Genomic DNA, 20888 nt, shown 5'->3' on the forward strand with positions numbered 1-20888 from the left:
CTCCCCTCAGGACTTGCGGTTGCGGGATGCGTCGGCGTTCTTGATGTCGAGCCCGTAGATGAACTCCTTGTCTTCCTTGTAGTGTTTGACCATCGCCAGGATGGCTGCCGTGTTGAAGATGAGCACGGCGGCGGCGGCAATGGCGACGACAGCCTTGATGCCGCCCTGCGGAATGTATGGCCATGTCATGAAGAGAACGAAGAGGATCGTCGCCCACAGGCAGATGATCAGGAGCGCGGATCCGCGCAAGTCGGAGCGGTACAGCGCCTCGATGCGCTGCTGCAGGTCTGCCATCGGTTTTCCCCTTCTTTGCCGACGTCCGGTTCCGAATCCACCGCCCGCCGCTCTCTTTCAAGAGAGTGAAATTTTTTTCATAAATTCAGGCCGAATTTCGCAATTGTCAAGACGAATTTACGCTGAGTTAACCGCTTGCTTCGACCTGCCGATTTTGCCTGACAATGAAATTATTTGCTTTTAGGGGATTGCGGGCCTCCCGCGTTTGCGATCAATATTCGACCAAGCTCCCGGCCTAGCGCACGGGAGCAGGGAACAGCAGCATTTTCGAATGGAGGACGAGCGGATGACGGCATCCTGGAGATTTTCGACCCTGGCGGATCGCCATCGTGCGCTGGGTTCGAAACTCGAAGACTGGAGCGGCATGGGCACCGCCTGGACCTACGACAAGGATGCCGACGAGGAATATGTCGCCATCCGCACAAAGGCCGGGCTTATGGATGTTTCCGGCCTGAAGAAGGTGCACATCACAGGGCCGCACGCCTCGCATCTGATCGACCTCGCCACCACGCGTGACGTCGAAAAGATCTATCCCGGCAAGTCGGCCTATGCCTGCATGCTGAACGAGGCGGGAAAATTCACCGACGACTGCATCCTCTACCGCACGGGACCGAATTCCTGGATGGTGGTGCACGGCTCGGGCACCGGCCATGAGGAACTGCAGCGGGCGGCGATGGGACGGGACGTGTCGCTGCGCTTCGACGACAATCTGCACGATTTGTCGCTGCAGGGGCCAGCAGCGGTCGACTATCTGGCCAAGCACGTGCCCGGCATCCGCGACCTCAACTACTTCCATCACATGCAGACGCAGCTGTTCGGCTTTCCCGTCATGATCTCGCGCACCGGCTATACCGGCGAACGCGGCTACGAGATCTTCTGCCGTGGCCAGGACGCCGGCACGATCTGGGACAGGATTCTCGACGAGGGCAAGAACGCCGGCATCATTCCCTGCCGCTTCACCACGCTCGACATGCTGCGCGTCGAAAGCTACCTGCTGTTCTACCCCTACGACAATTCCCAAAAGTATCCGTTCGAGAATGAAGGCCCCGGCGATACGCTTTGGGAGCTCGGCCTCGACTTCACCGTCAGCCCCGGCAAGACCGGCTTTCGCGGTGCCGAGGAGCACTATCGCCTGAAGGGCAAGGAGCGCTTCAAGATCTATGGCGTCCTGCTCGACGGCAAGGAGCCGGCGGACGAGGGCGCTCCGGTCTATCGCGACGGCAAAAAGGTCGGCGTTGTCACTTGCGCCATGTATTCGCCGCTGGTCGAGAAATCGATGGGCATCGCCCGGCTCGACGTCGACTGCGCGGTCAAGGACACCAAGCTCGAGATCCGCAACAAGAGCGGATCGATCAAGGCGACGGCGCAGCCCTTGCCGTTCGACGATCCCAAGAAGACCAAGCGCACGGCGAAAGGCTGAGGCATAATCGACAGCGAAGGTTTTCGAGGCACAAAGAGAGAATGGCAGCCAAGACCATCATCAGCCGGCCCATTTACGGGACCCTGTCTCCGCAACCCGGCAAGCATCATCTGTTCGTCGCGGATGCGGAAGGCGCGCTCGCGATAACAGACATGGCCGCCAGGGCTCCGGCCGGGTTCTTCGATGGTGCCGAGATCGTCTTCATTCCCGGTCCTGACGGCAAATATATTGCTGCCCTCGAAGGGTTGAAGCCGGCGCAATTTCACACCGCGCCGTCCTTCGCCAGTCTGCTGCCGCGTCTGAAGCAGACGCTTGATAACGCGCATATGGGTCTGCGCCTCTATCTCGCCGGCACCGAAGGGCTGATCGGGCAGGCCATGCAGGTGGCGCTCGAAGCCGGCATCGACCACACCTCCATGCAGACCGAGCATCGCGGCTCGCTGGCACGGCGCATGCAGTGCGTGCACTGCAAGGGCATCACCGAGAATGTGACGACGCAGCCGGCGACCTGCTCGCATTGTGGCCTACTGCTTCTCGTGCGCGATCACTATTCAAGACGCCTTGCCGCGTTCCAGGGCGTCTGCATCAATGCCGAAGATCGCAGTGAAATTCCTCCGATGGAGGAGATATTTCGATGAGCACCGGCACCACCAAGCTCGACGTCGTCGTCAGCGATGTCGTCCCGGTCAACGAGCTGGTCACGCGGTTCCATTTTCGCCGGCGTGATGGCGAGCTGTTGCCGACCTTTTCCGGCGGCGCCCATGTCGTGGTCGAGATGCGCGATGGCCAGCGCACAAGGCTCAATCCCTATTCGCTGATGGGCTCGCCGCTAGACACGCGCGAATACACCATCTCGGTGCGCCGCGACGACGTCGGTCGCGGCGGCTCGCTGTTCATGCACAGGTCGGTCAAGCCGGGTCTGGAGATGGTGATCAGCTATCCGGTCAATCTTTTTTCGCTCGATCTGCGCGCCAAGAAACACCTGATGCTGGCCGGCGGCATCGGCATCACGCCGTTCATGGCCCAGACCGCGCAACTGGCGGGGGAGGGCGGCAAATTCGAACTGCACTACACCTGCCGCACCGCTTCGCTTGGCACTTATGCCGACGTGCTGCGGGAACGCTACGGCCGTCGCGTCCGGCTCTATCACGATGACCTCGAGGAGCGGATCGAACTCGACCGGTTGCTATCCTCGCAGCCGCTCGGGACGCACCTCTATGTCTGCGGCCCGGCCGGCATGATCAACTGGGTGCGCGACCGCGCAGCTAGCCTGGGCTGGCCGCCGGAGACCGTCCACTACGAGCATTTCGCGGCGCCGCAGCCCGGCCTGCCATTCGACGTGACGCTTGCCGTCAGCGGCAAGGCCATCCGCGTCGGCGAGCAGCAGAGCCTGCTGGAAGCCATCGAAGCCGCCGGCGTCGATCCGCCCTATCTTTGTCGTGGCGGCGTCTGCGGCCAGTGCGAGACCAACGTCATCTCGTGTGACGGCAAATTCATCCACAACGACCATTGGCTGAGCGAGGAAGAGCACCGTTCGGGCAGGAAGATCATGCCGTGCGTGTCGCGCTTCGAGGGCAGGTCGCTGGTCTTGGAAAGATAGGAGGCGAGAATGGGCATCACCTTTCGCAAGGAAACGTTCCGCGACGACTTCACTTTCAAGAACAGCCCCGAGCACATCAGGCGGTTTCCGTTCCCCTTCCATGAAGACAGCTACATGTACGCGGTCAACATCGAGCCGCATGTCGTCGGCCCCAAAGGCTCGGTGCTTGAAAACCTGATCGACGTCGACGAACACTATGTCGCCGAGATGCAGGACCGCGCCTTGGTGCTGGCCGAGGATCCCCTGCGCTGCCAGTCGCTGCCGCACATGACGCTCGCCGGCTGGGACCTGCTGGAGCTTTTGATGGAGCAGCAGGCGCTGGGCTATCCCGAGCATTTCACGCTGACGCGCGACGGCGACCGCTGGCGCTGGATCAACCGGCCGCTCGGCATCGATGATACTTTCACCTTCGGCGACACCTCGACTTTGCCTTATGGGCCGATGGAATACATCACCCGCCAAAGCCAGGGCGATTTCTGCATCCTCGACCAGCGCGACGGCAATCTATGGATGGACGCCGGCATGGTCACCACCCAGGCCGACTGGTCGCTCGATTTCGACATCGGCATGAATTTCTTCGAATGGCACGCGCCTGTGCCGCTGGCGCATGAGAAGGGTATTTTCACGCGCGCGCTGAAGTTCCTCACCAACATCCAGCAGGGCAAGCCGGCACGGCGCCTGAACTGGACGATGACCATCAATCCGCGGCTGGACACCAGCCCGGAGAATTATCACAAATGGGGTCCGGACCGCGCGACAGTGACGTCGGAGAATGTCGGCGACAAGGTGCATCTGCGGGTCGAACTGCAGAGCTTCTGGCGGCTGCCGCGCTCCAATGGCATCGTCTTTCCGATCCGCTGCTACCTGATCAAGATGGACGAGCTGGTGACGCAGCCGAAATGGGCACGGCGCCTGCACCGCGTCATCCGCGACCTACCCGAGGAACTCGCCAGCTACAAAGGCCTCACGCGCTTTCGCCCGACACTGGTCGAATGGCTGTCGAAGCTGGACGATGGCAGCCCGACGAGCCCGGGGTTCGGACCGGATTAAAAGCCCCCTCATCCGGCCGCTTCGCGGCCACCTCCCCGAGGGGAGAAGAGATCGCCAACGCTGGCGTCGGGCTCCTCTGCCCTAGGGGCAATCCGGGTGAGGGGCTGCGGCGGCCCGCCTACCCAGCACTGCCCTGCGGGTAGCAGATAATCGACAAATACCGCATCGGCAGTTTCGTCAGTTGCTCCGGTCCGTGCGGCGCGTCGGCGTCGAAGAACAGGCTGTCGCCGGGCTTCATCGGGTAGAGGTTGCTGCCGTGCCGGTAAACGACCTCGCCCTCGAGCATATAGAGGAACTCCATGCCCTCGTGCTGGAAGGTCGGGAATACGTCGGAATCCTCGGTCAGCGTGATCAGATAGGGCTCGACGACGACGCCGCTGGTGTTCGAACCGATATGGCCAAGCAGATTATACTGGTGGCCGGCGCGCGTGCCGCGGCGCTCGACGTCGAGGCCTTGGCCGGCCTTGACGAAGACGGCGCTGCGTTCTTCCTCGAAGCGGCGGAAGAAGGCGGTGACGGGAACGCCGAGCGCCCGCGACAGTGCCTGCAAGGTGGTCAGCGACGGCGAGGTGATGCCGTTCTCGATCTTCGACAACATGCCCAGTGAAATATCGGTGGCGACCGCGAGATCCGCCACGGTGATGCCGAGCTTCTTGCGGAAGGCCCGCACCTCGCGGCCGATCGCGACCTCCAGCACTTTTTCGCGGGTATCGCGAATAGCGTGCGGGTTTTGTGTCAGCGGCGCGCGTATGGTCCTGCCGTCCGCCGACACTTTCGGCGACGGCTTTGCCTTTGCGCTCGCGGGAGCCTTGGAATTCGAATTAGCCTTTGCCATGCCGCCCCCAATCGTCAGGATTTATTTCACTCAAGGTGAACATGTCAGGTGCCGATACAGGAGCGCAACCGCAACGGCAAGCCATCTTATGTTGCGCGCGGCAGTGCGACCATCGCGACGCCCGCGGGTTTTCCGCCAGGAATCTACTGCGCGCAAACGCCGTTCCAGCAGATGTCTGTTGACAGCACCAAGAGGCCAATTACTGTCACTGGCAGTGAAATTTGTTTCGCTGGGGAAATCAAAAAAGGAGGCCCGGAATGAACACTCGCGTTGCCGTCATCGGAGCCGGACCGTCCGGTCTGGCCCAACTCAGGGCTTTCAAGTCGGCGGCCGACAAGGGCGCCGAGATTCCCGAGATCGTCTGCTTCGAAAAGCAGTCCGACTGGGGTGGCCTGTGGAACTACACCTGGCGTACCGGCCTCGACGAACATGGCGATCCCGTGCACGGCTCGATGTACCGCTATCTCTGGTCGAATGGGCCGAAGGAATGCCTGGAATTCGCCGACTACACATTCGAGGAGCATTTCGGCCGGCCGATCGGCTCCTACCCGCCCCGTGCCGTGCTGTGGGACTACATCAAGGGCCGCGTCGAGAAGTCGGGCCTGCGCAAATGGGTGCGCTTCAACAGCCCGGTGCGCATGGTCACCTTCTCGGACGAGACGAAGAAATTCACCGTCACCGCGCATGACCGCAGCAACGACGTGACCTATTCGGAAGAGTTCGACAATGTCGTCGTCGCTTCCGGGCATTTTTCTGTGCCCAACGTGCCCTATTTCGAGGGCTTCTCGACCTTCAACGGCCGCATCCTGCACAGCCACGATTTCCGCGACGCCATGGAGTTCAGGGGCAAGGACATCCTGATCATCGGCCGCTCCTATTCGGCCGAGGACATCGGTTCGCAGTGCTACAAATATGGCGCCAAGTCGATCACCTCCAGCTATCGTTCCAAACCGATGGGTTTCAAATGGCCCGAGAATTGGAAGGAAGTGCCGCTGCTGCAAAAGGTCGTCGGCAAGACGGCGCATTTCAAGGACGGCACGACCAAGGATGTCGACGCCATTATCCTGTGCACCGGATATCTCCATTCCTTCCCGTTCCTGACTGACGATCTCAAGCTCAAGACCGCCAACCGCATGTGGCCGTTGGACCTCTACGAGGGCGTTGTCTGGGAGAAGAACCCGAAGCTGTCCTATATCGGCATGCAGGACCAGTTCTACACCTTCAACATGTTCGACGCGCAGGCCTGGTTCGCGCGCGATGTCATCATGGGCCGCATCAAGCTGCCGTCGGCCGAGGCGATGGCGGCGCATGGCGCCAAATGGCGCGCCCGCGAGGAGACGCTGGAGGACGCCGAGCAGATGATCTGGTTCCAGGGCGACTATACCAAGGAACTCATGGACCAGACCGACTATCCCGGCTTCGACGTCGAGGCGGTCAACCAGACCTTCATGGAGTGGGAGCACCACAAGGCCGAAGACATTATGAGCTTCCGCGATCATTCCTATCGCTCGCTGATGACCGGCACCATGGCGCCGCTGCATCACACGCCCTGGCTGCAGGCGCTGGACGATTCAATGGAAAGCTATCTCGAGGTGAAAGGGGTGGCGGCCGAGTAGGCCGCCGCCGCTATCCAAGCCTTGCCCGCGCCTTTGCCGTCCAGGCATTGAACAGCCGGTCGGCGACGATGCCGATGAAGGCGATGGCGAGGCCGGCGACGATGCCGCGGCCGGAATCGGCTTTCGATAGCGCGATGAACACTTCCTGGCCGAGATCGCGCGTGCCGACCATGGCGCAGATGATGATCATCGCCAACGCCATCAGGATGGTCTGGTTGATGCCGAGCATGATCTCCGGCAGCGCCAACGGCAGTTGCACGCGGAAAAATGTCTGGCGCGGGGTGCAGCCCGACACTTTCGCTGCCTCGATCAGTGCCGGCGGCACCTGCCTTATGCCGTGATTGGTGTAACGGATCGCCGGCACCACGGCGAAGGCTATCGTTGCAATCATCGCCGTCACGTCGCCGACCCTGAACAGCATCACGACCGGGATGATGAAACAGAAGGACGGCAGCACCTGCAGGGTGTCGATGACGGGTGTGACGATCTTTTCGAAACGGTCGCTACGGGCAGCCATCAGGCCGATGGGAATGCCGATCAGGCAGGCGATGAAGGCGGAGATGCCGCAGAGATAGACCGTCGCCATGGTCTTTTCCCATAGGCCGGTGACCGCGCAGAAAGCGGTCAGCATTGCCACCAGGACGGCCAGCCGCGGGCCGGAAAGCTGGTAGCCGGCAAGGCCGAGCAGGAACACCGCGCCCAGCCAGGGGAAGCCTTCGCAGAAGGCGCGCAGCGGATTGAGCACATTGAGGATCAGCGCCACGCGGAAGGCTTCGATGAGATCGAAGAAGTTGATCGTCACCCAGTTCACCGCCGCTTTCCACAGTGGCGCGGTGGTGAAGGTGATCGCCTTGGGCACAGCCGCGAAGGCGGGTATGAACAGGCCGAGCAGAGTGGTGACGGCAAGAATCGCAATGGCGAGCGTCAGATTGGGGTAGCGGCGCCAGAACCCCGGGTTCGCGGACTGGTGGACATTGCCCTTCGCCTGCTTGTGGGCGATGGCCTGGCTCAGCCGGTCGAGCGCGATGGCCAGCGCGACGATGGCAAGGCCGGCTTCCATCGCCTCGCCGACCTTGAGCGCGCGCAGCGCCAAAAGCACATCGTAGCCTAGGCCGCCGGCGCCGATCATCGAGGCGATGATCACCATGTTGAGTGCGAGCATGATCACCTGGTTGACGCCGACCATCAGTGTCGGCCGCGCCGACGGCAGCAGCACGCGCCACAATTTCTGCCGCGCCGTGCAGCCTGCCATCTCGCTGAAATCGTCGATCTCGGACGGCACCCGGGACAGCCCCAGCATCGTTGCTCGCACCATCGGCGGCGTGGCGAAGATGGCGGTGGCGATCATCGCCGAGACCGGGCTGTTGCCGAACAGCAGCAGCATCGGGATGAGATAGGCGAAGGTCGGGATCGTCTGCATCAGGTCAAGTGCTGGGGAGACCACAAGCCGCTCGGCCCACGGGGTGCGCCAGGCCCAGATGCCGGCGAATAGCCCGGTGAGAATACAGAACGGCACCGCGATCGAGATCAGCGCCAGGGTCAGCATGGCACTGGTCCATTGGCCGAACAGCGCGATGTAGAGGAAACATCCGCCAACCAGCAGGCTGAGCTTCCTGCCTCCCGCCGCATGGCCGGCGAGGAAGGCGACGGCGCAGACGCCAACCCAGGACAAACGCGGCAGCACGAAAGCGTCGGCGCCATGGCCGAACTTGAAATTCTTGGCCAAGAGATTGAGCGCGAAGTCGAGCGGCACGCCGAGCACCGCGGTGACCGAGCGCGTCAGCCAGGACAGGTTCGACTTGATCCGGCCCATCAGCGCGCTGACCCAGTCGGCGACGGGGACGACCCGCTCGACCGGGTAGTTGACGGCCCATGGCAGCCTGTCCTGCAGCAGGAACATCACCAGCACGGCGGCAAGCGCCAGCACCCAGATCACCAGCCACCGTTGGATCGGCGGCCTTGTCCGGCTGGCGTTTGCCGTTACCGTCATGCGCCGGCTCGCTCGATGCCGGCCAGAAGATCGATCACCGCTTGCGGCGTCACTTCGCCGATCGGGATGCCGGTGCCGTTGATCACGGCGAAGGGTTTGCCGGCGGCAACGATGCTGGCCGAAAAACTCGATATCTTGGCCTCGGGCGCCACCGTGCCGCCGTGCTCGGCGCCATCGCAGCTACGCATCAGGCTGCGCGCCGAGATCACCTTGGCGCGGTCGACGTCGCGGGTGAACTCGGCGACATAGTCGGTCGCCGGATTGACCACCAGTTCCTCCGGCGTGCCGATCTGGATGACTTGGCCGTCCTTCATGATAGCGATGCGGTCGGCCAGCCTGATGGCCTCGTCGAAATCGTGGGTGATGAAGACAATGGTCTTGTGCAGCATGGTCTGCAGCCGCATCAGCTCGTCCTGCATCTCGCGGCGGATCAGCGGATCGAGCGCCGAGAACGGCTCGTCGAGAAACCAGATCTCCGGCTTGGTGGCGAGGCTGCGGGCGATGCCGACGCGCTGCTGCTGGCCGCCCGACAGTTCGCGCGGATAGAAATGCTCGCGGCCGCGCAGACCGACGAGTTCGATGACTTCCCGGGCGCGCGCCTCGCGTGTCGGCCGATCCTGTCCTTGGATACTCAGAGGAAAGGCGATGTTATCGAGCACGTTGAGATGCGGCAACAGCGCGAAATTCTGGAACACCATGCCCATGCGATGGCGCCTGAGTTCGATCAGGGCCGCATCGGAAATCTTGAGCAGGTCCTTGCCTTCGAATTCGACCTTGCCATGTGTCGGCTCGACCAGCCGCGACATGCAGCGCACCAGCGTCGACTTGCCGGAGCCGGACAGGCCCATGATGATGAAGATCTCGCCCTGGCGGATTTCGAGGTCGACGGCGCGCACCGCACCCACAAGGCCTGCCGCCGAGACCTCCGCCATGCTGGCCTTGCCGTCACGCTCACGGATGAAATTGGCGGCGTTCGAGCCGAACAGTTTCCAGACGTTGCGGCAAGCAAGTTTTATCGGGCGGGCATCCGTCGCGTCGGATGCCTGTTCAATCGCTTCCGTCATTCAGTCGCCCTTCTGGAACATCAGGAATTGAGGCCCGGCCGGTCAACAGCCGGGCCTCCCTTTCCAGTCGGAGGTCACTGCGCCCAGGCTTTCCAGTCTGCCTCGTGAGCGGCGATCCAGGCGGCGGCGACGTCTTCCGGCGTCTTGCCGTCAAGATCGATCTCGCCGCTCATCTTGTTCAACTCGTCGGTGTCGATCGTGTAGGCCTTGGCCACTTTGTAGGCGACCGGCCATTTGTCTTTCATGCCGTTCCAGGAGTACTTCCAGATTTCGCCATGCGGCTTGCCGCAGTCGTATTTGGCGTCCGGGTTCACGCCCCATTTCGGGTCGGTATAGCATTCGGGCGTGTATTCGGGGAATTGCACCCATTCGCCCTTGTATTTTGCAGGCGCCCAATGCGGCGAATAGATCCACAGCATAATCGGCGCCTTGCGCTGATAGGCGGAGTCCAGTTCGGCGAACATCGCGGCATCAGTGCCGGCATGGATCACGGTGAAGGGCAGCTTCAGCGCCGCGACACGCTCGTCGTCAAAGCCTTCCCAGGTCACCGGGCCGCCGAGATAGCGCCCCTTTGGCGCCGTCTCGGCGGTCGAGAACGATGCCGCGCAAGTGGCGTCGAGCAGAGCGTGCCAGTCCGGCAAGGTCGGACATTTCTCCTTCATGTATTCGGGAAACCACCACTCTTCCTTGGCCTTCGGGCCGAGCTTGCCGAGCCTTTCGGTCTGGCCCGTGGCGTCGGAGGCCTTCATCGCTTCGCCGGCCGTCGTATCCCAGAATTCCAGGCCGACATCGATATCGCCATTGGTGAGGCCGGTTGTCAGGCTGGAGAGATAGTCGGCGGTCGGGTATTCGACGGTATAGCCGAGCTTTTCCAGGATGCCGCCGAGGATCTTGGCGTTGAGATTGACGCTGGTCCAGTCGAACAGCGCGATCTTGATCGGGTCGTTGGATTCCGGCGCCGCTGCCTGCGCTGTCGGCGTCAGGACACTTGCCGCGGCAAGCGCAAAAGCTCCCACTGAGAATTTCGATATCACACTGCGAAATGGCATTGCTTGGTTCTCCTTCAAGCTGTGACGGTTATTGGTCGTTCCCTTGTTGCGTCTTTTCTTGATTGTGTTGGAAAGGCAGGCTGTTGTGCAAGACCGTTCTGGCCATGTCAGGACCAAAGCCGGCACAGGCGCGATGATGCTCGATTTCGGTGATGACGGACGCTGCCGAGACAGCCAGTCTCATGGCCGATCGATCGCCGCGATGGCGATCGTCCGCGGATCAATTGTCAGTCCTGCGGCGCCCTGCAACATGCGAGCCATCAAGGTCCCATGATCCCGAGCATTTCCGGCGGAATTGCTCTCGGCCATCGCCTGGCAAGCCCGATCTCGCCAGCGCGGTTTCATAGGATGAAAATATATATACCAACGTTCATGCCGCGCAACGACTAACGCCGCGAAGAAGCAGAATTCCAGACCGCAGGCGAAGCCGGCCGACGACGGCGGGACATGGTTCGCATGGCCTGTTTACCAGCACACGTAGCCGCCATCGACGATCAGGTCGAGGCCGGTGACGAAGCTCGACGCGCGGCTGGCCAGGAAAACCGTCGGCCCGACCATTTCCTCCGGCGCCGCCATGCGTCCCATCGGCGTGTCGCGTTTGAAGATCTTCACCTCTTCGGCCACCTCCGGCCGTTTATTCATCGGCGTCAGCGTGTAGCCCGGGCTGACGACGTTGACGCGCAGCCCACGATCGGCCCACTCCATGGCGAGGCTCTTCGACATGTGGATGACGGCGGCCTTCGAGGAATTGTAATGCGCCTGCGTCAGTCCGCGATTGACGATGGTGCCCGACATCGAGGCGATGTTGATGATCGAGCCCTTGCCCCGCGCCAGCATCTTGCGCGCTTCTGCCTGGCAGGACAGGAACACGCCGGCGACATTGACCTCGTGCACCTTCCGCAATCCCGCATCGTCGGATGTGCTCGACGTCGCGTTGACCGGATTGCGGACGCTGACAAGGGACTGGACCGGTGATCGGGGCTTTGCCGAGGGGGACCGCTCCTTCAGCATGACCGGCCAGGCGTGATGGATGCGGGCCGCTTACGCCGGCAGGGCTGCGACCGCTGCCGGTTTCTGCAGCCGCCTCAACTCGGCATAGGGAATGTGGCAGCGGATCGAATGCCCCGGCTGGGCCTCGGCGAGCGGCGGCTCCTGCTGTTCGCAGATCGGCCCGATCTTGCGTGGGCAGCGCGTGTGGAAGACGCAGCCCGATGGCGGGTTGCTGGCGCTGGGGATTTCGCCATCGAGCCGGATGCGTGCCGTCTCGGTCTGATCGAGCTTGGGCACGGCCGATAGGAGCGCCTCGGTATAGGGGTGATGCGGTCCGGAAAAAACGTCCTCCGATGGCCCGATCTCCATGATGCGGCCGAGATAGAGCACGGCGATCTTGTCGGAGAGATAACGCACCACGCCAAGGTCATGCGAAATAAAGATGTAGCTGACGTCTTCCTTGGCCTGCAGGTCGGCGAGCAGGTTGAGGATCGCCGCCTGGACGGAAACGTCGAGCGCCGAGGTCGGCTCGTCGCAGACGACGATGCGCGGGTCGCCGGCGAAGGCACGCGCAATGGCGACGCGCTGCTTCAGTCCGCCCGAAAGCTGGCGCGGCTTGACCGCCAGATGCCGGTCGGTGAGCCGCACCGAGCGGACGAGATCGTTGAGACGTGCCTCCAGTGCGGCACCCCTCAAGCCCGCCAGCCGCTTCAGCGCACGGCCGATCAGATGGCGGATCGAATGCGAGCGGTTGAGGGCGGAGTCCGGGTTCTGGAAGACGATCTGCATCGCCTTGACCTGGTCGTCGCCGCGGTTCTCCAGCTTCGGCGCCAGCGCCTTGCCCTCGAGCTCGATGGTGCCGCCCTCATCGGGAGGCACCAGCCCGAGCAGCAGCCTGGCGAAGGTGGTCTTGCCCGAGCCGGATTCGCCGACCAGCCCGAGCGTCTCGCCGGGCCTGAGATCGAGCGAAACGTCCTTGACGGCGCGCAATGCATGGCCGTGGCTGGCGTAGGTCTTGTTCAGCCGGGCGACGCGCAGCACCGGCGCCGTCGTGGGTTTCGGTGCGGGCACCACGTTGGCGGGCGTGGCACGTGGCAGGGCCTGCGCCTGGTCGTGGTAGTGGCAGCGCGACAGCCGCCTCCCGCGCTCGTCGGTCAGATCATAGAGCGGCGGCAATTCGGTGCGGCAGCGGTCGGTGGCCAGCGCGCAGCGGTCGGCGAAGGCGCAGCCCTTGATGTCAGCGCCGATGCCGGGCAGGAAGCCCGGGATGGTGTCGAGCCGGCCCTGGTCCTTGCGCTGGCCGCCGCGCGGCAGGCAGCGCAGCAGCGCCACCGTGTAAGGGTGGCGCGGATCGTTGAAGACGACATCGGTCGGTCCTTCCTCGACCAGCATGCCGGCATAGAGCACGCCGACCCGGTCGCACATGTTGGAGACGACGGCGAGGTTGTGGCTGATGAACAGGATCGAGGCCGACAGTTCCTGCCTGAGCTGCGCGATGAGGTCGAGCACCTCGGCCTCGACCGTCGCGTCGAGGCCGGTAGTCGGCTCGTCGAGGATCAGCATCGAGGGATCGTTGGCCAGCGCCATGGCGATCGCCACGCGCTGCTGCATGCCGCCCGACAGATGGTGCGGATAGCGCTGCATGACGCTTGGCGGATCGGAGATGCGCACGCGGTTCAGCATGGCGATGGCGCGATCAGTGGCAGCTTGGCCCGTGATGCCGCCAAGCTCGAAAATTTCGGTCAATTGCCGGCCGATGCGGATCGACGGGTTCAGCGCCTTTCCCGGGTCCTGATAGACCATGGAGACGCTTTCGGCGCGCGCGCGCCGAAGCGCCTCCGCGTCGAGCTTCATCACGTCCTGGCCGTCGAGTGAGATGGCGCCACCCGATATCGAGCCGTTGCGCGGGAGGTAGCGCACCACCGTGAGGGCTACCGTCGACTTGCCGCAGCCGGATTCGCCGACCAGCCCATAAGCCTCGCCCTGGCCGATGGTGAGGCTGAGATCGCGCAGCACCGCGCGATTGCGGCCGGCGACCCGGTAGGCGACCGACAGGTCCGTGATATCGAGCGCGTCCTTTGCCTTCCCTGTCGTTGTATTGGCGGGTTCAGTCATTGAAGGCCCCATGCACGCCGTCGGCGGCCAGGTTGACGCCGATCACCAGCGAGGCGATGGCGAGCGCGTCGAACAGCACCGTCCACCAGAAGCCGCCGCCGATCATGCCGTAATTGCTGGAAATGGAGAGCCCCCAGTCGGGTGACGGCGGCTGGATGCCAAAGCCCATGAAGGAGAGGGTAGCGACCGCAAAGATGGCGTAGCCCAACCGCACCGTGGTCTCGACCAGGATCGGCGGGATGACGTTGGGCAGGATCTCGACGAACATCGTATGCAGCGCGCTCTCATGCCTGAGCTGTGCGGCGGCGACATAGTCGAGCTCGCGCTCGGCCAGCACCGCCGAACGCACGGTACGTGCGATGATCGGCGCGAAGCTCAGGCCGATGACGATGATGACGGTGGTCTTGGATGTGCCCAGCGCGACGATGGCAAGCAGCGCCACGATCACCACGGGGATCGCCATGAAGGCTTCAAGGATGCGGCTGACGACATCGTCGACGAGGCCGCGGAAATAGCCGGTGAGCAGGCCGAGCGCGGTGCCGGCGACCGTCGCCAGCAAGGTCGCCAGGGGCGCGACGGTGAGGATATCGCGCGAACCGACGATGACGCGCGAGAACACGTCGCGGCCGATCTGGTCGGTGCCGAACCAGTGTTCGCGCGAAGGCGGCGCCAGCGCGTTGATGATGTCGTCGGCGAGCGGATCGTAGGGGACAAAATGTTCGCCAAACAGCGCGCAGGCAACCCAGAACAGCACGATGGCGATGCCGACGAGGAACGTTCGCGAGCGCAGCAGTGAAAAAAACACTTCTGCCAGCGGGCCGCGGCGCCGCATGTCGTCCTGCGCGGGGGAGGGGGTCTGGACGGCGCTCATTGGTCTGACCCCAGGCGGATGCGCGGATTGAGCACGGAGTAGAGGAAGTCGGCGATCAATGTGGCCACCGCATAGACGATGCCGATGGTGAGGATGCCGGATTCCAGCATCGGAAAATCCTTGCCGCGCGCGGCGGTGAAGATCAGCGAGCCGATGCCCTGGTAGCGGAACAGCGTCTCGATCACGACAAGGCCGCCGATGAGATAGCCGGTCTGGGTCGCGATGACGGTGATGGTCGGCAACAGCGCATTGCGCAGCACATGGCGCCAGATCACAGTGCGCCAGGGCAGGCCTTTGAGCACGGCGGTTCGCGTATAGTCGGAATCGAGCGCCTCGATCATGCCGGAACGCGCCATGCGCGCGATATAGCCGAACAGCACCAGGAACAGCGGCAGCGACGGGAGGATCAGGTAATAGAGCTGGGTGAAGAAGCCGGCATCCCTGGGCCACGCGGCCGAGATCGGCAGCCAGCGCAGCCACACGCCGAAGATCAGGATCAGGATGATGCCAGTGACGAATTCCGGCAGCACCGTCACCGACAGGCCGCCGAGGCTGATGATACGGTCGAGCGGGCGGTTGAGGTTGAGTGCGGCAATGACGCCGCCGAGGATGCCGATCGGCACCACCAGCACGAAGGCGACCCCCGCCAGCTTCATCGAATTGCCAAGCGCACCGATGACGAAGGGCGCCACCGGCGAACGGAAAATGTAGGACGTGCCCATGTCGCCCTGGACGAAGTTCGATATCCAGCTCCAGTACTGGGTGAGCAGCGGGCGATCGACGCCGAGCGTGTGATTGAGCGCGTCGACCGCGCGTTGGTCGGCGAACGGGCCGAGGATCGCGCGCCCGACATTGCCAGGCAGGACCTGGCCGCCCAGGAACACCATGATGCTGAGCAGGAACAGCGTCACCAGCGACAGGGACACACGCCGCGCAAAGAAGGAGAGAATGGCTAAGACTCCTTGCAAAGCCAGCCCCCTGGGGAGCTGGCTGTTAGAGGACTGGCTTTCCCTTTTCGCTTACGCCTTCGATGCCTTTTCGAGGAACAGCTGCGACATGGCTGTCGGTTGCACGCCGGCCACGCTCTTCGACGTCGCCGTCAGGTAGTCGTAGAAATAGCCGAAGATGACAGGCGTTTCCTCGAGCAGAAGCTTCTGGATCTTGCCGGCGTCAGCCTTCTGCGCCTCGAGGTCGAGCGCCGCGATATAGCTGGTCGCCAGCGCGTCGTAGTCCTTGTTCTTGAAGTGCGCGGCATTCCAGGTGCCGTCGCTCTTCAGGGGAGCGGCAAGATAAACATTCGGCACGCCGCGATGGCCATAGTCGGTGATGCCCATCACCGAATCCAGCCAGTTCGATTTGCCGAACACCGCGTCACCATAATAGGCGCTCTGGTCGAGGATGTTGAGTTCGAGCTCGATGCCGATCTCCTTGACCCAGTTCTGGATGAGCTGGGCATATTCGGGGATTTCGAGATAGCGCTCGGTGGTCAGCGTGATCTTGAAGCCCTTGCCGGCACCGGCCGCTTCCATGAGCTGCTTGGCTTGTGCGATGTCCTGCTTGCGCTGCGGTATGCTTGTATCGGTCGAGGGGTAGACCGCGGCGAATGGACTGTCATTGCCAAGCGCCGAGCGTCCCTTCATCAGGCCGGCGGTGAGCTTGTCGCGATCGAGGCAGAGCGCGATGGCGCGGCGCACGCGTGCATCCTTCAACGGGCCATCGTCGCAGCGCAGATGCAGTTGCTGGTGAGCCGACGACTTCAGGCTGAGGATTTCGAAGCCCGGATCGTTGAGCAGGGCCACGCCGGCCAGCACCGGCATCTGGTTGATGACGTCGACCTGCCCACCCTGCAGCGCCAGGATCATCGGCTGCACGTCGGTAAAGAAGGTGAACTCGGTACGGTCAGGCAGCGCCTTCGCTCCCCAGTAGTTCTCGTTGCGGACGAAGGAAGCGCCGACCTTCGGCGTGTATTTCTCCACCTTGAACGGGCCGGTGCCATCGAAGCTCTTCTCGTAGTCGCCCTTGTAGTCCGCCGGGATGATGACGGCGTTGTAATTGTCCGACGAGACCATGTAGGGAAAATTGCCGTTCGGCGCGTCGAGGTGGAATTCCACGGTGTAGTCGTCGACCTTCTTGCTGGCCCCCTTCGACAGGATACCGGTGAACACCGACAGCGCGTTGGACGAGTTTGCCGGATCGGCCAGGCGGTCGATGCTCGCCACCACGTCCTCGGCCTTCATTTCGCCGCCGCTGTGGAATTTCACGCCCTTGCGCAATTTGAAGGTCCAAACCGAGCCATTGTCGTTCGGCTTCCAGCTCTCGGCCAATGCGGGCTGCAGCACCAGGTCGGGGCCGTCGACACAGAGGAATTCCGCAACCTGCTGCATGATCAGCAGGCCGCCGGCGTCGGCGATCGTGACGGGATCGATGGCTGCCGCCGGCACGCTGCTGGCGACACGGATGGTGGCGCCGGGTGCGCCCTGGGCGCGGGCCAGCGATGGCATGCCGCCAAGGCCGGCAGCCGTGGTGATGCCTCCAAGCAGCGGCAGCGACAGGCCAAGCAGGCTGCCATGGCGGATGAAGTCGCGGCGGCTGACACGGCCGTCGACGAGGCCGTCGATCAGGTGATTTTCAAGCGGCGAGCGATTGCGCCGGATCAGGTCGAGAATGCGGTAGTTCTTGATCATGGGTTTTAACCCTTCCCCTGTTTCTTATGGTTTGATGAATGCGTTTTTCAGTTGACGAAGTCCGTGGAGTTCTCCTGTCCCGGCCATCAACGTTGTCAGTCGACCGGACTGTAGCATGCGGTTTTCCCTGGTCCATCCGATCCTTGCGGCGCGGGGGTCAGATTTTCTTGAGGCAACGCTTCCACCCGTCCGGTCCTGCCGTCGCCATCGATCGCGGCGGCGGACTCTTGTTCTTGAAATACGTCTCCTTTCCCGTGTCGTTCTCCTAGTTCAGCGGCAAACGGCGATATGTCCCTGGCTTGGCCGGGTCATGATATTTGTTGCAAGGGCCGTTCTCGGCAAAGTCGCGATGGCAGGCCGCGAGATTTTTCCGCGACAAGGTGACACCAAGACCGGGACCTTCCGGGACACGCACCGTATTGTTCCTGGGGCAAAACGGCCCCTCCTCGGTGATATCCATAGGTTGCATACGAAACAGCGACTGGTTCGGCTCCCGGATCCAGCCCAGGGCCGCGCACAGATGCAGGTAGGCCGCGCTGCCGATGCCGCTGTCGCCGCTGTAGCACCAGAAATCGATGCCCGCGTGCTCGCAGGCGCCGACAAAGCGCAGCATCCGGCCGATGCCGCCATGCGCGGTCGGGTTGCCGACGAATGCATCCGGCACCTTGAGGTCCATGGCGCGCGCGATGTCGATATTGTGGGTCGAGAACGGGATCGAGCAATGGCGGCGCAGTTGGCGCATCTCCTCCGATGTCGCCACCGGATCCTCCCAGTTGCGCACGCCGAGCTCTTCCAGCGGCCGCGCAAGCCGCCGCGCCGTGCTGAGCGAGTAAGCCTGGTTCGAATCGATGCGGATCATCGCATCGTCGCCGAGTTTTTCGCGGATCAGCTCGACCATTCTCAGCGAGACTTTCGGATCTTCGGTCGAGAATTTGCCTTCGAAGAAGGTCGTTCCATGCGTCTCGTGCAGTTCCACGCAATAGTCGGCGACTTCTTCCGGCGTCGTCTCGCCCTTGACACCATCCCCATCGCCGCGCAGCGAGAAATAGTCGGTGAACGGGATGTCCTTGCGCACGGCCCCGCCGAGCAACTGATAGAGCGGCTGGTTCCAGGCCTTGCCGCGCAGGTCCCAGAGCGCCATCTCGATGGCGCCGAAGGCCATGATGCGGGTGCGGTCGTTGATCGACTGCACGCCGGTCCAGAATGGCAGGCAGACATGTTCGGCGCCGGCAATGTCGAAGGCGTCGCGGCCGACCAGCCGCTGGGCAAGAACATCATTGATGATGGCGGCCGCTGCCGGCGTCGGCGCTTCGCCCAGCCCGACAAGGCCGTCCTCGGTCTCGACTTCGACGATAGCAGGCGAAAAACCGTCGAGTTCGCCGAACACCCAGGCATAGGGCGCTTCGAGGCGAAGATTGATCGGCGTGGCCTTTATGCCGCGGATCTTCATCTAGCGTCCAACTTCGAAGAAGGGCTTGCCGAGCAGGTCGGGAACGACGTCGATGCCAAGGCCCGGGCCGGCGGGAATACCCATGCGGCTGCCGGTGACCGGCGGCGCGTTCGACGCGGTGCGCACCGTCACCCATTCGTGGAAGGCGATCGCGTGCAGCCGACGCTCCTCCGGCGTCGACAGCGACAGATGCGCCATGGCGGATGTGTCGATCTCGGCGCCGCCGGTATCCTCGACCGTGATCATGAAGCCGAGATCGACGGCGACGTCACGGATCAGCCGGGACTTGGTGACGCCGCCGAGCCGCGATATCTTCAGCGTCAGCCCATCCGCCGCGCCGAGGCGATGGATTTCCAGCATCGTCTCCAGCGAGGTGACGGATTCGTCGAGCACCATCGGCTTGTCGAGCATGCGGCGCACCGACATGTTTTCGTCGATCGTCGTGCAGGGCTGCTCGAACGTATAGTCGATCGCCCGCGTCGCATCTGCGAACTGCCGCGCCTGGTATGGTGTCCACCCGGCATTGGCGTCGCAGAAGATGACGGTGCCTTTCGGCACCGAGGCGGCGACCGCCATGACGCGCTCGACGTCGTCATGGACATTGCCGCCGACCTTGACCTGGAGCCGGCGGAAACCGTCCTCGACGATGCGCTTGGCAAGTGCGGCCATTTGATCGACCGTGCCATGGGTGACGACCTTGTAGAGTTCGGCAGTGTCGCTTTCCCTGCCGCCGAGCAGCGTCACCAGCGGTACGCCGGCGGCCCGCGCCGCCAGATCCCAGCAGGCCATGTCGAGCGCCGATTTTATGTAGGGATGGCCCTTGAACACCGCGTCCATCAGTCGGCCAATGCTGGTCAGCCCGCACGGGTCCTGGCCGATAAGGTGCGGTGCGATCTCCGGCACGCCGGCCCGGGTGCCGGCCGGGAAGGCGGCCGAGTAGAAATTGCCGAGCGGCGCCATCTCACCCCAGCCGGTGACGCCGCTGTCGGAGGTGATGGAGACGATCACAGCGTCGAAGCAGTCGGCCACACGCCCCTTGGACATGCGATAGGGGCCGTCCACGAAAGGCTGCACGACGTGATAGGCTTTGATGGTTTCGATTTGCACGTGGAGTATCCATTATCCGCGGTGAGGGGAGGGTCAGGCGCCTTTCGACGGACGCTTTTCGAGGTCGCGCGCATAGGCAAGAAGCTCTTCGAAATCGTGGTCGATATGCTCGCGTGCGTGGCGCTGGGCGGCACGCATGTCGTCGCTCTTGAGCAGCCGCACGTAAGTCTCGTGAACGTCTTCGGCGGGCACGGCTTCGTTGCGTGCCTGCTGGTGCAAGGCGAAATACATCTGCAAACGGCTGGTCAGTCTTTGCCAGGTTTCCAAGAGCACTGAATTGTCGGCCCATTCATGGATCAGGCCATGCAGTTGCAGCGCGGTCTCGATCTGGCGCGTGGTGTCGCGGTCGCGCGTCGCCTGCTTCACCGCCTCGTGGCGCCGGTCGAGCTCATCGAAAAAGCGCTGGTCGCGCAGTTCCCAGGTCCGCTCGATGGCGAATTCGTCGAGCACCTTGTTGAGCGAATAGACGTCGTCGATGTCCTTGGCGGTGACATTGATGACGAAGGTGCCGGCATAGGGAATGCTGGTCAGTATGCCTTCCTGGACCAGCTCGCGCATCGCCTCGCGCAGCGGGGCGCGGCTGACCCGCATCTGTTCGGAAATCCTGAGCTCGTTGACCTTCTGGCCTGGCTCGAGCTGACCGGTCAGGATCGCGCGTCTGAGCAGCGCCACGATTTCGGCACGGCGTGTCGTGTCGGCAATCGGACTGAATTCCGTCTTCACCATCCGGCCCACTCCCGCGAGAACAGAGCA

The 20888-nt window shown here is 63.0% G+C and carries 17 protein-coding genes and 2 pseudogenes; 6 read left to right on the plus strand and 13 right to left on the minus strand.

Annotated elements, in window-relative coordinates; translation table 11 throughout:
- Positions 1-6: 6 nt before the first annotated feature.
- The gene (locus tag LB571_RS15600) at positions 7-294 is read right to left on the minus strand and encodes a hypothetical protein (RefSeq protein ID WP_140617370.1); all 288 of its coding nucleotides are present in this window, start codon (positions 292-294) and stop codon (positions 7-9) included.
- A 286-nt stretch (positions 295-580) separates the two neighbouring features.
- Here LB571_RS15600 and LB571_RS15605 point away from each other — a divergent pair, with 286 nt between their 5' ends.
- The 4 genes from LB571_RS15605 to LB571_RS15620 are packed head-to-tail and all read left to right on the plus strand — an operon-like array spanning position 581 to position 4364.
- Positions 581-1714, plus strand: coding sequence for an aminomethyltransferase family protein (locus tag LB571_RS15605; protein WP_224595745.1), 1134 nt, complete (start codon positions 581-583; stop codon positions 1712-1714).
- 41 nt (positions 1715-1755) lie between these two features.
- Positions 1756-2352 (plus strand): dimethylamine monooxygenase subunit DmmA family protein, encoded by a 597-nt coding sequence (locus LB571_RS15610; protein ID WP_224595749.1) that lies wholly within the window; start codon positions 1756-1758, stop codon positions 2350-2352.
- Complete coding sequence (locus tag LB571_RS15615) at positions 2349-3314, plus strand: PDR/VanB family oxidoreductase (protein WP_224595752.1); 966 nt, start codon at positions 2349-2351, stop codon at positions 3312-3314. Before LB571_RS15610 ends, LB571_RS15615 begins: the two co-directional genes overlap by 4 nt.
- 9 nt (positions 3315-3323) lie before the next feature.
- Positions 3324-4364: a heme-dependent oxidative N-demethylase family protein gene (locus tag LB571_RS15620; protein ID WP_140724665.1), complete on the plus strand. Its 1041-nt coding sequence runs from the start codon at positions 3324-3326 to the stop codon at positions 4362-4364.
- 118 nt (positions 4365-4482) lie between these two features.
- Here LB571_RS15620 and LB571_RS15625 read toward each other — a convergent pair whose 3' ends face one another.
- A complete protein-coding gene (locus LB571_RS15625; protein WP_140617365.1) occupies positions 4483-5199 on the minus strand; it encodes a helix-turn-helix domain-containing protein in 717 nt (238 codons plus the stop codon).
- A gap of 257 nt (positions 5200-5456) precedes the next feature.
- On the opposite strand from LB571_RS15625, the gene LB571_RS15630 reads away from it, so the two are divergent.
- Positions 5457-6815: an NAD(P)-binding domain-containing protein gene (locus LB571_RS15630; RefSeq protein ID WP_224595755.1), complete on the plus strand. Its 1359-nt coding sequence runs from the start codon at positions 5457-5459 to the stop codon at positions 6813-6815.
- Positions 6816-6825: 10 nt separating this feature from the next.
- On the opposite strand, the gene LB571_RS15635 is transcribed toward LB571_RS15630, so the two are convergent.
- From LB571_RS15635 to LB571_RS15650, 4 genes and pseudogenes are all read right to left on the minus strand, one after another.
- Positions 6826-8805, minus strand: a complete 1980-nt coding sequence (locus LB571_RS15635; protein WP_224595758.1) for an ABC transporter permease — start codon at positions 8803-8805, stop codon at positions 6826-6828.
- Positions 8802-9869 carry a glycine betaine/L-proline ABC transporter ATP-binding protein gene (locus LB571_RS15640; protein ID WP_140788046.1) on the minus strand — a complete coding sequence of 356 codons (1068 nt, stop codon included), beginning with the start codon at positions 9867-9869 and terminating at the stop codon, positions 8802-8804. The genes LB571_RS15635 and LB571_RS15640 overlap by 4 nt, the downstream gene beginning before the upstream one ends.
- A 74-nt stretch (positions 9870-9943) precedes the next feature.
- Positions 9944-10918, minus strand: coding sequence for an ABC transporter substrate-binding protein (locus LB571_RS15645; RefSeq protein ID WP_015318897.1), 975 nt, complete (start codon positions 10916-10918; stop codon positions 9944-9946).
- Positions 10919-11383: 465 nt separating this feature from the next.
- A pseudogene (locus LB571_RS15650) lies at positions 11384-11800 on the minus strand (SDR family oxidoreductase); the annotation flags it as partial.
- A gap of 19 nt (positions 11801-11819) precedes the next feature.
- Here LB571_RS15650 and LB571_RS15655 point away from each other — a divergent pair.
- Positions 11820-11945, plus strand: a pseudogene (locus tag LB571_RS15655) (LysR family transcriptional regulator); the annotation flags it as partial.
- A gap of 14 nt (positions 11946-11959) precedes the next feature.
- Here LB571_RS15655 and LB571_RS15660 read toward each other — a convergent pair.
- The 7 genes from LB571_RS15660 to LB571_RS15690 all read right to left on the minus strand — a co-directional run bounded on the left by LB571_RS15660 (position 11960) and on the right by LB571_RS15690 (position 20861).
- Positions 11960-14023, minus strand: coding sequence for an ABC transporter ATP-binding protein (locus LB571_RS15660; protein ID WP_224595761.1), 2064 nt, complete (start codon positions 14021-14023; stop codon positions 11960-11962).
- Complete coding sequence (locus LB571_RS15665; RefSeq protein ID WP_224595764.1) at positions 14016-14894, minus strand: ABC transporter permease; 879 nt, start codon at positions 14892-14894, stop codon at positions 14016-14018. Before LB571_RS15665 ends, LB571_RS15660 begins: the two co-directional genes overlap by 8 nt.
- Positions 14891-15844, minus strand: coding sequence for an ABC transporter permease (locus tag LB571_RS15670; protein ID WP_224595943.1), 954 nt, complete (start codon positions 15842-15844; stop codon positions 14891-14893). Before LB571_RS15670 ends, LB571_RS15665 begins: the two co-directional genes overlap by 4 nt.
- 69 nt (positions 15845-15913) lie before the next feature.
- Entirely contained in the window at positions 15914-17578 is a 1665-nt protein-coding gene (locus LB571_RS15675) for an ABC transporter substrate-binding protein (RefSeq protein WP_224595767.1), read from the minus strand.
- A gap of 265 nt (positions 17579-17843) precedes the next feature.
- A complete protein-coding gene (locus tag LB571_RS15680) occupies positions 17844-19028 on the minus strand; it encodes a mandelate racemase/muconate lactonizing enzyme family protein (protein ID WP_224595780.1) in 1185 nt (394 codons plus the stop codon).
- Positions 19029-20135: a mandelate racemase/muconate lactonizing enzyme family protein gene (locus LB571_RS15685; RefSeq protein WP_224595783.1), complete on the minus strand. Its 1107-nt coding sequence runs from the start codon at positions 20133-20135 to the stop codon at positions 19029-19031. It lies immediately after the preceding gene.
- Between the two features lie 33 nt (positions 20136-20168).
- Positions 20169-20861, minus strand: a complete 693-nt coding sequence (locus LB571_RS15690) for a GntR family transcriptional regulator (RefSeq protein WP_140617351.1) — start codon at positions 20859-20861, stop codon at positions 20169-20171.
- Positions 20862-20888 lie beyond the last annotated feature (27 nt).

The sequence above is a fragment of the Mesorhizobium sp. BR1-1-4 genome, assembly GCF_020165375.1.
Lineage (GTDB): Bacteria > Pseudomonadota > Alphaproteobacteria > Rhizobiales > Rhizobiaceae > Mesorhizobium > Mesorhizobium australicum.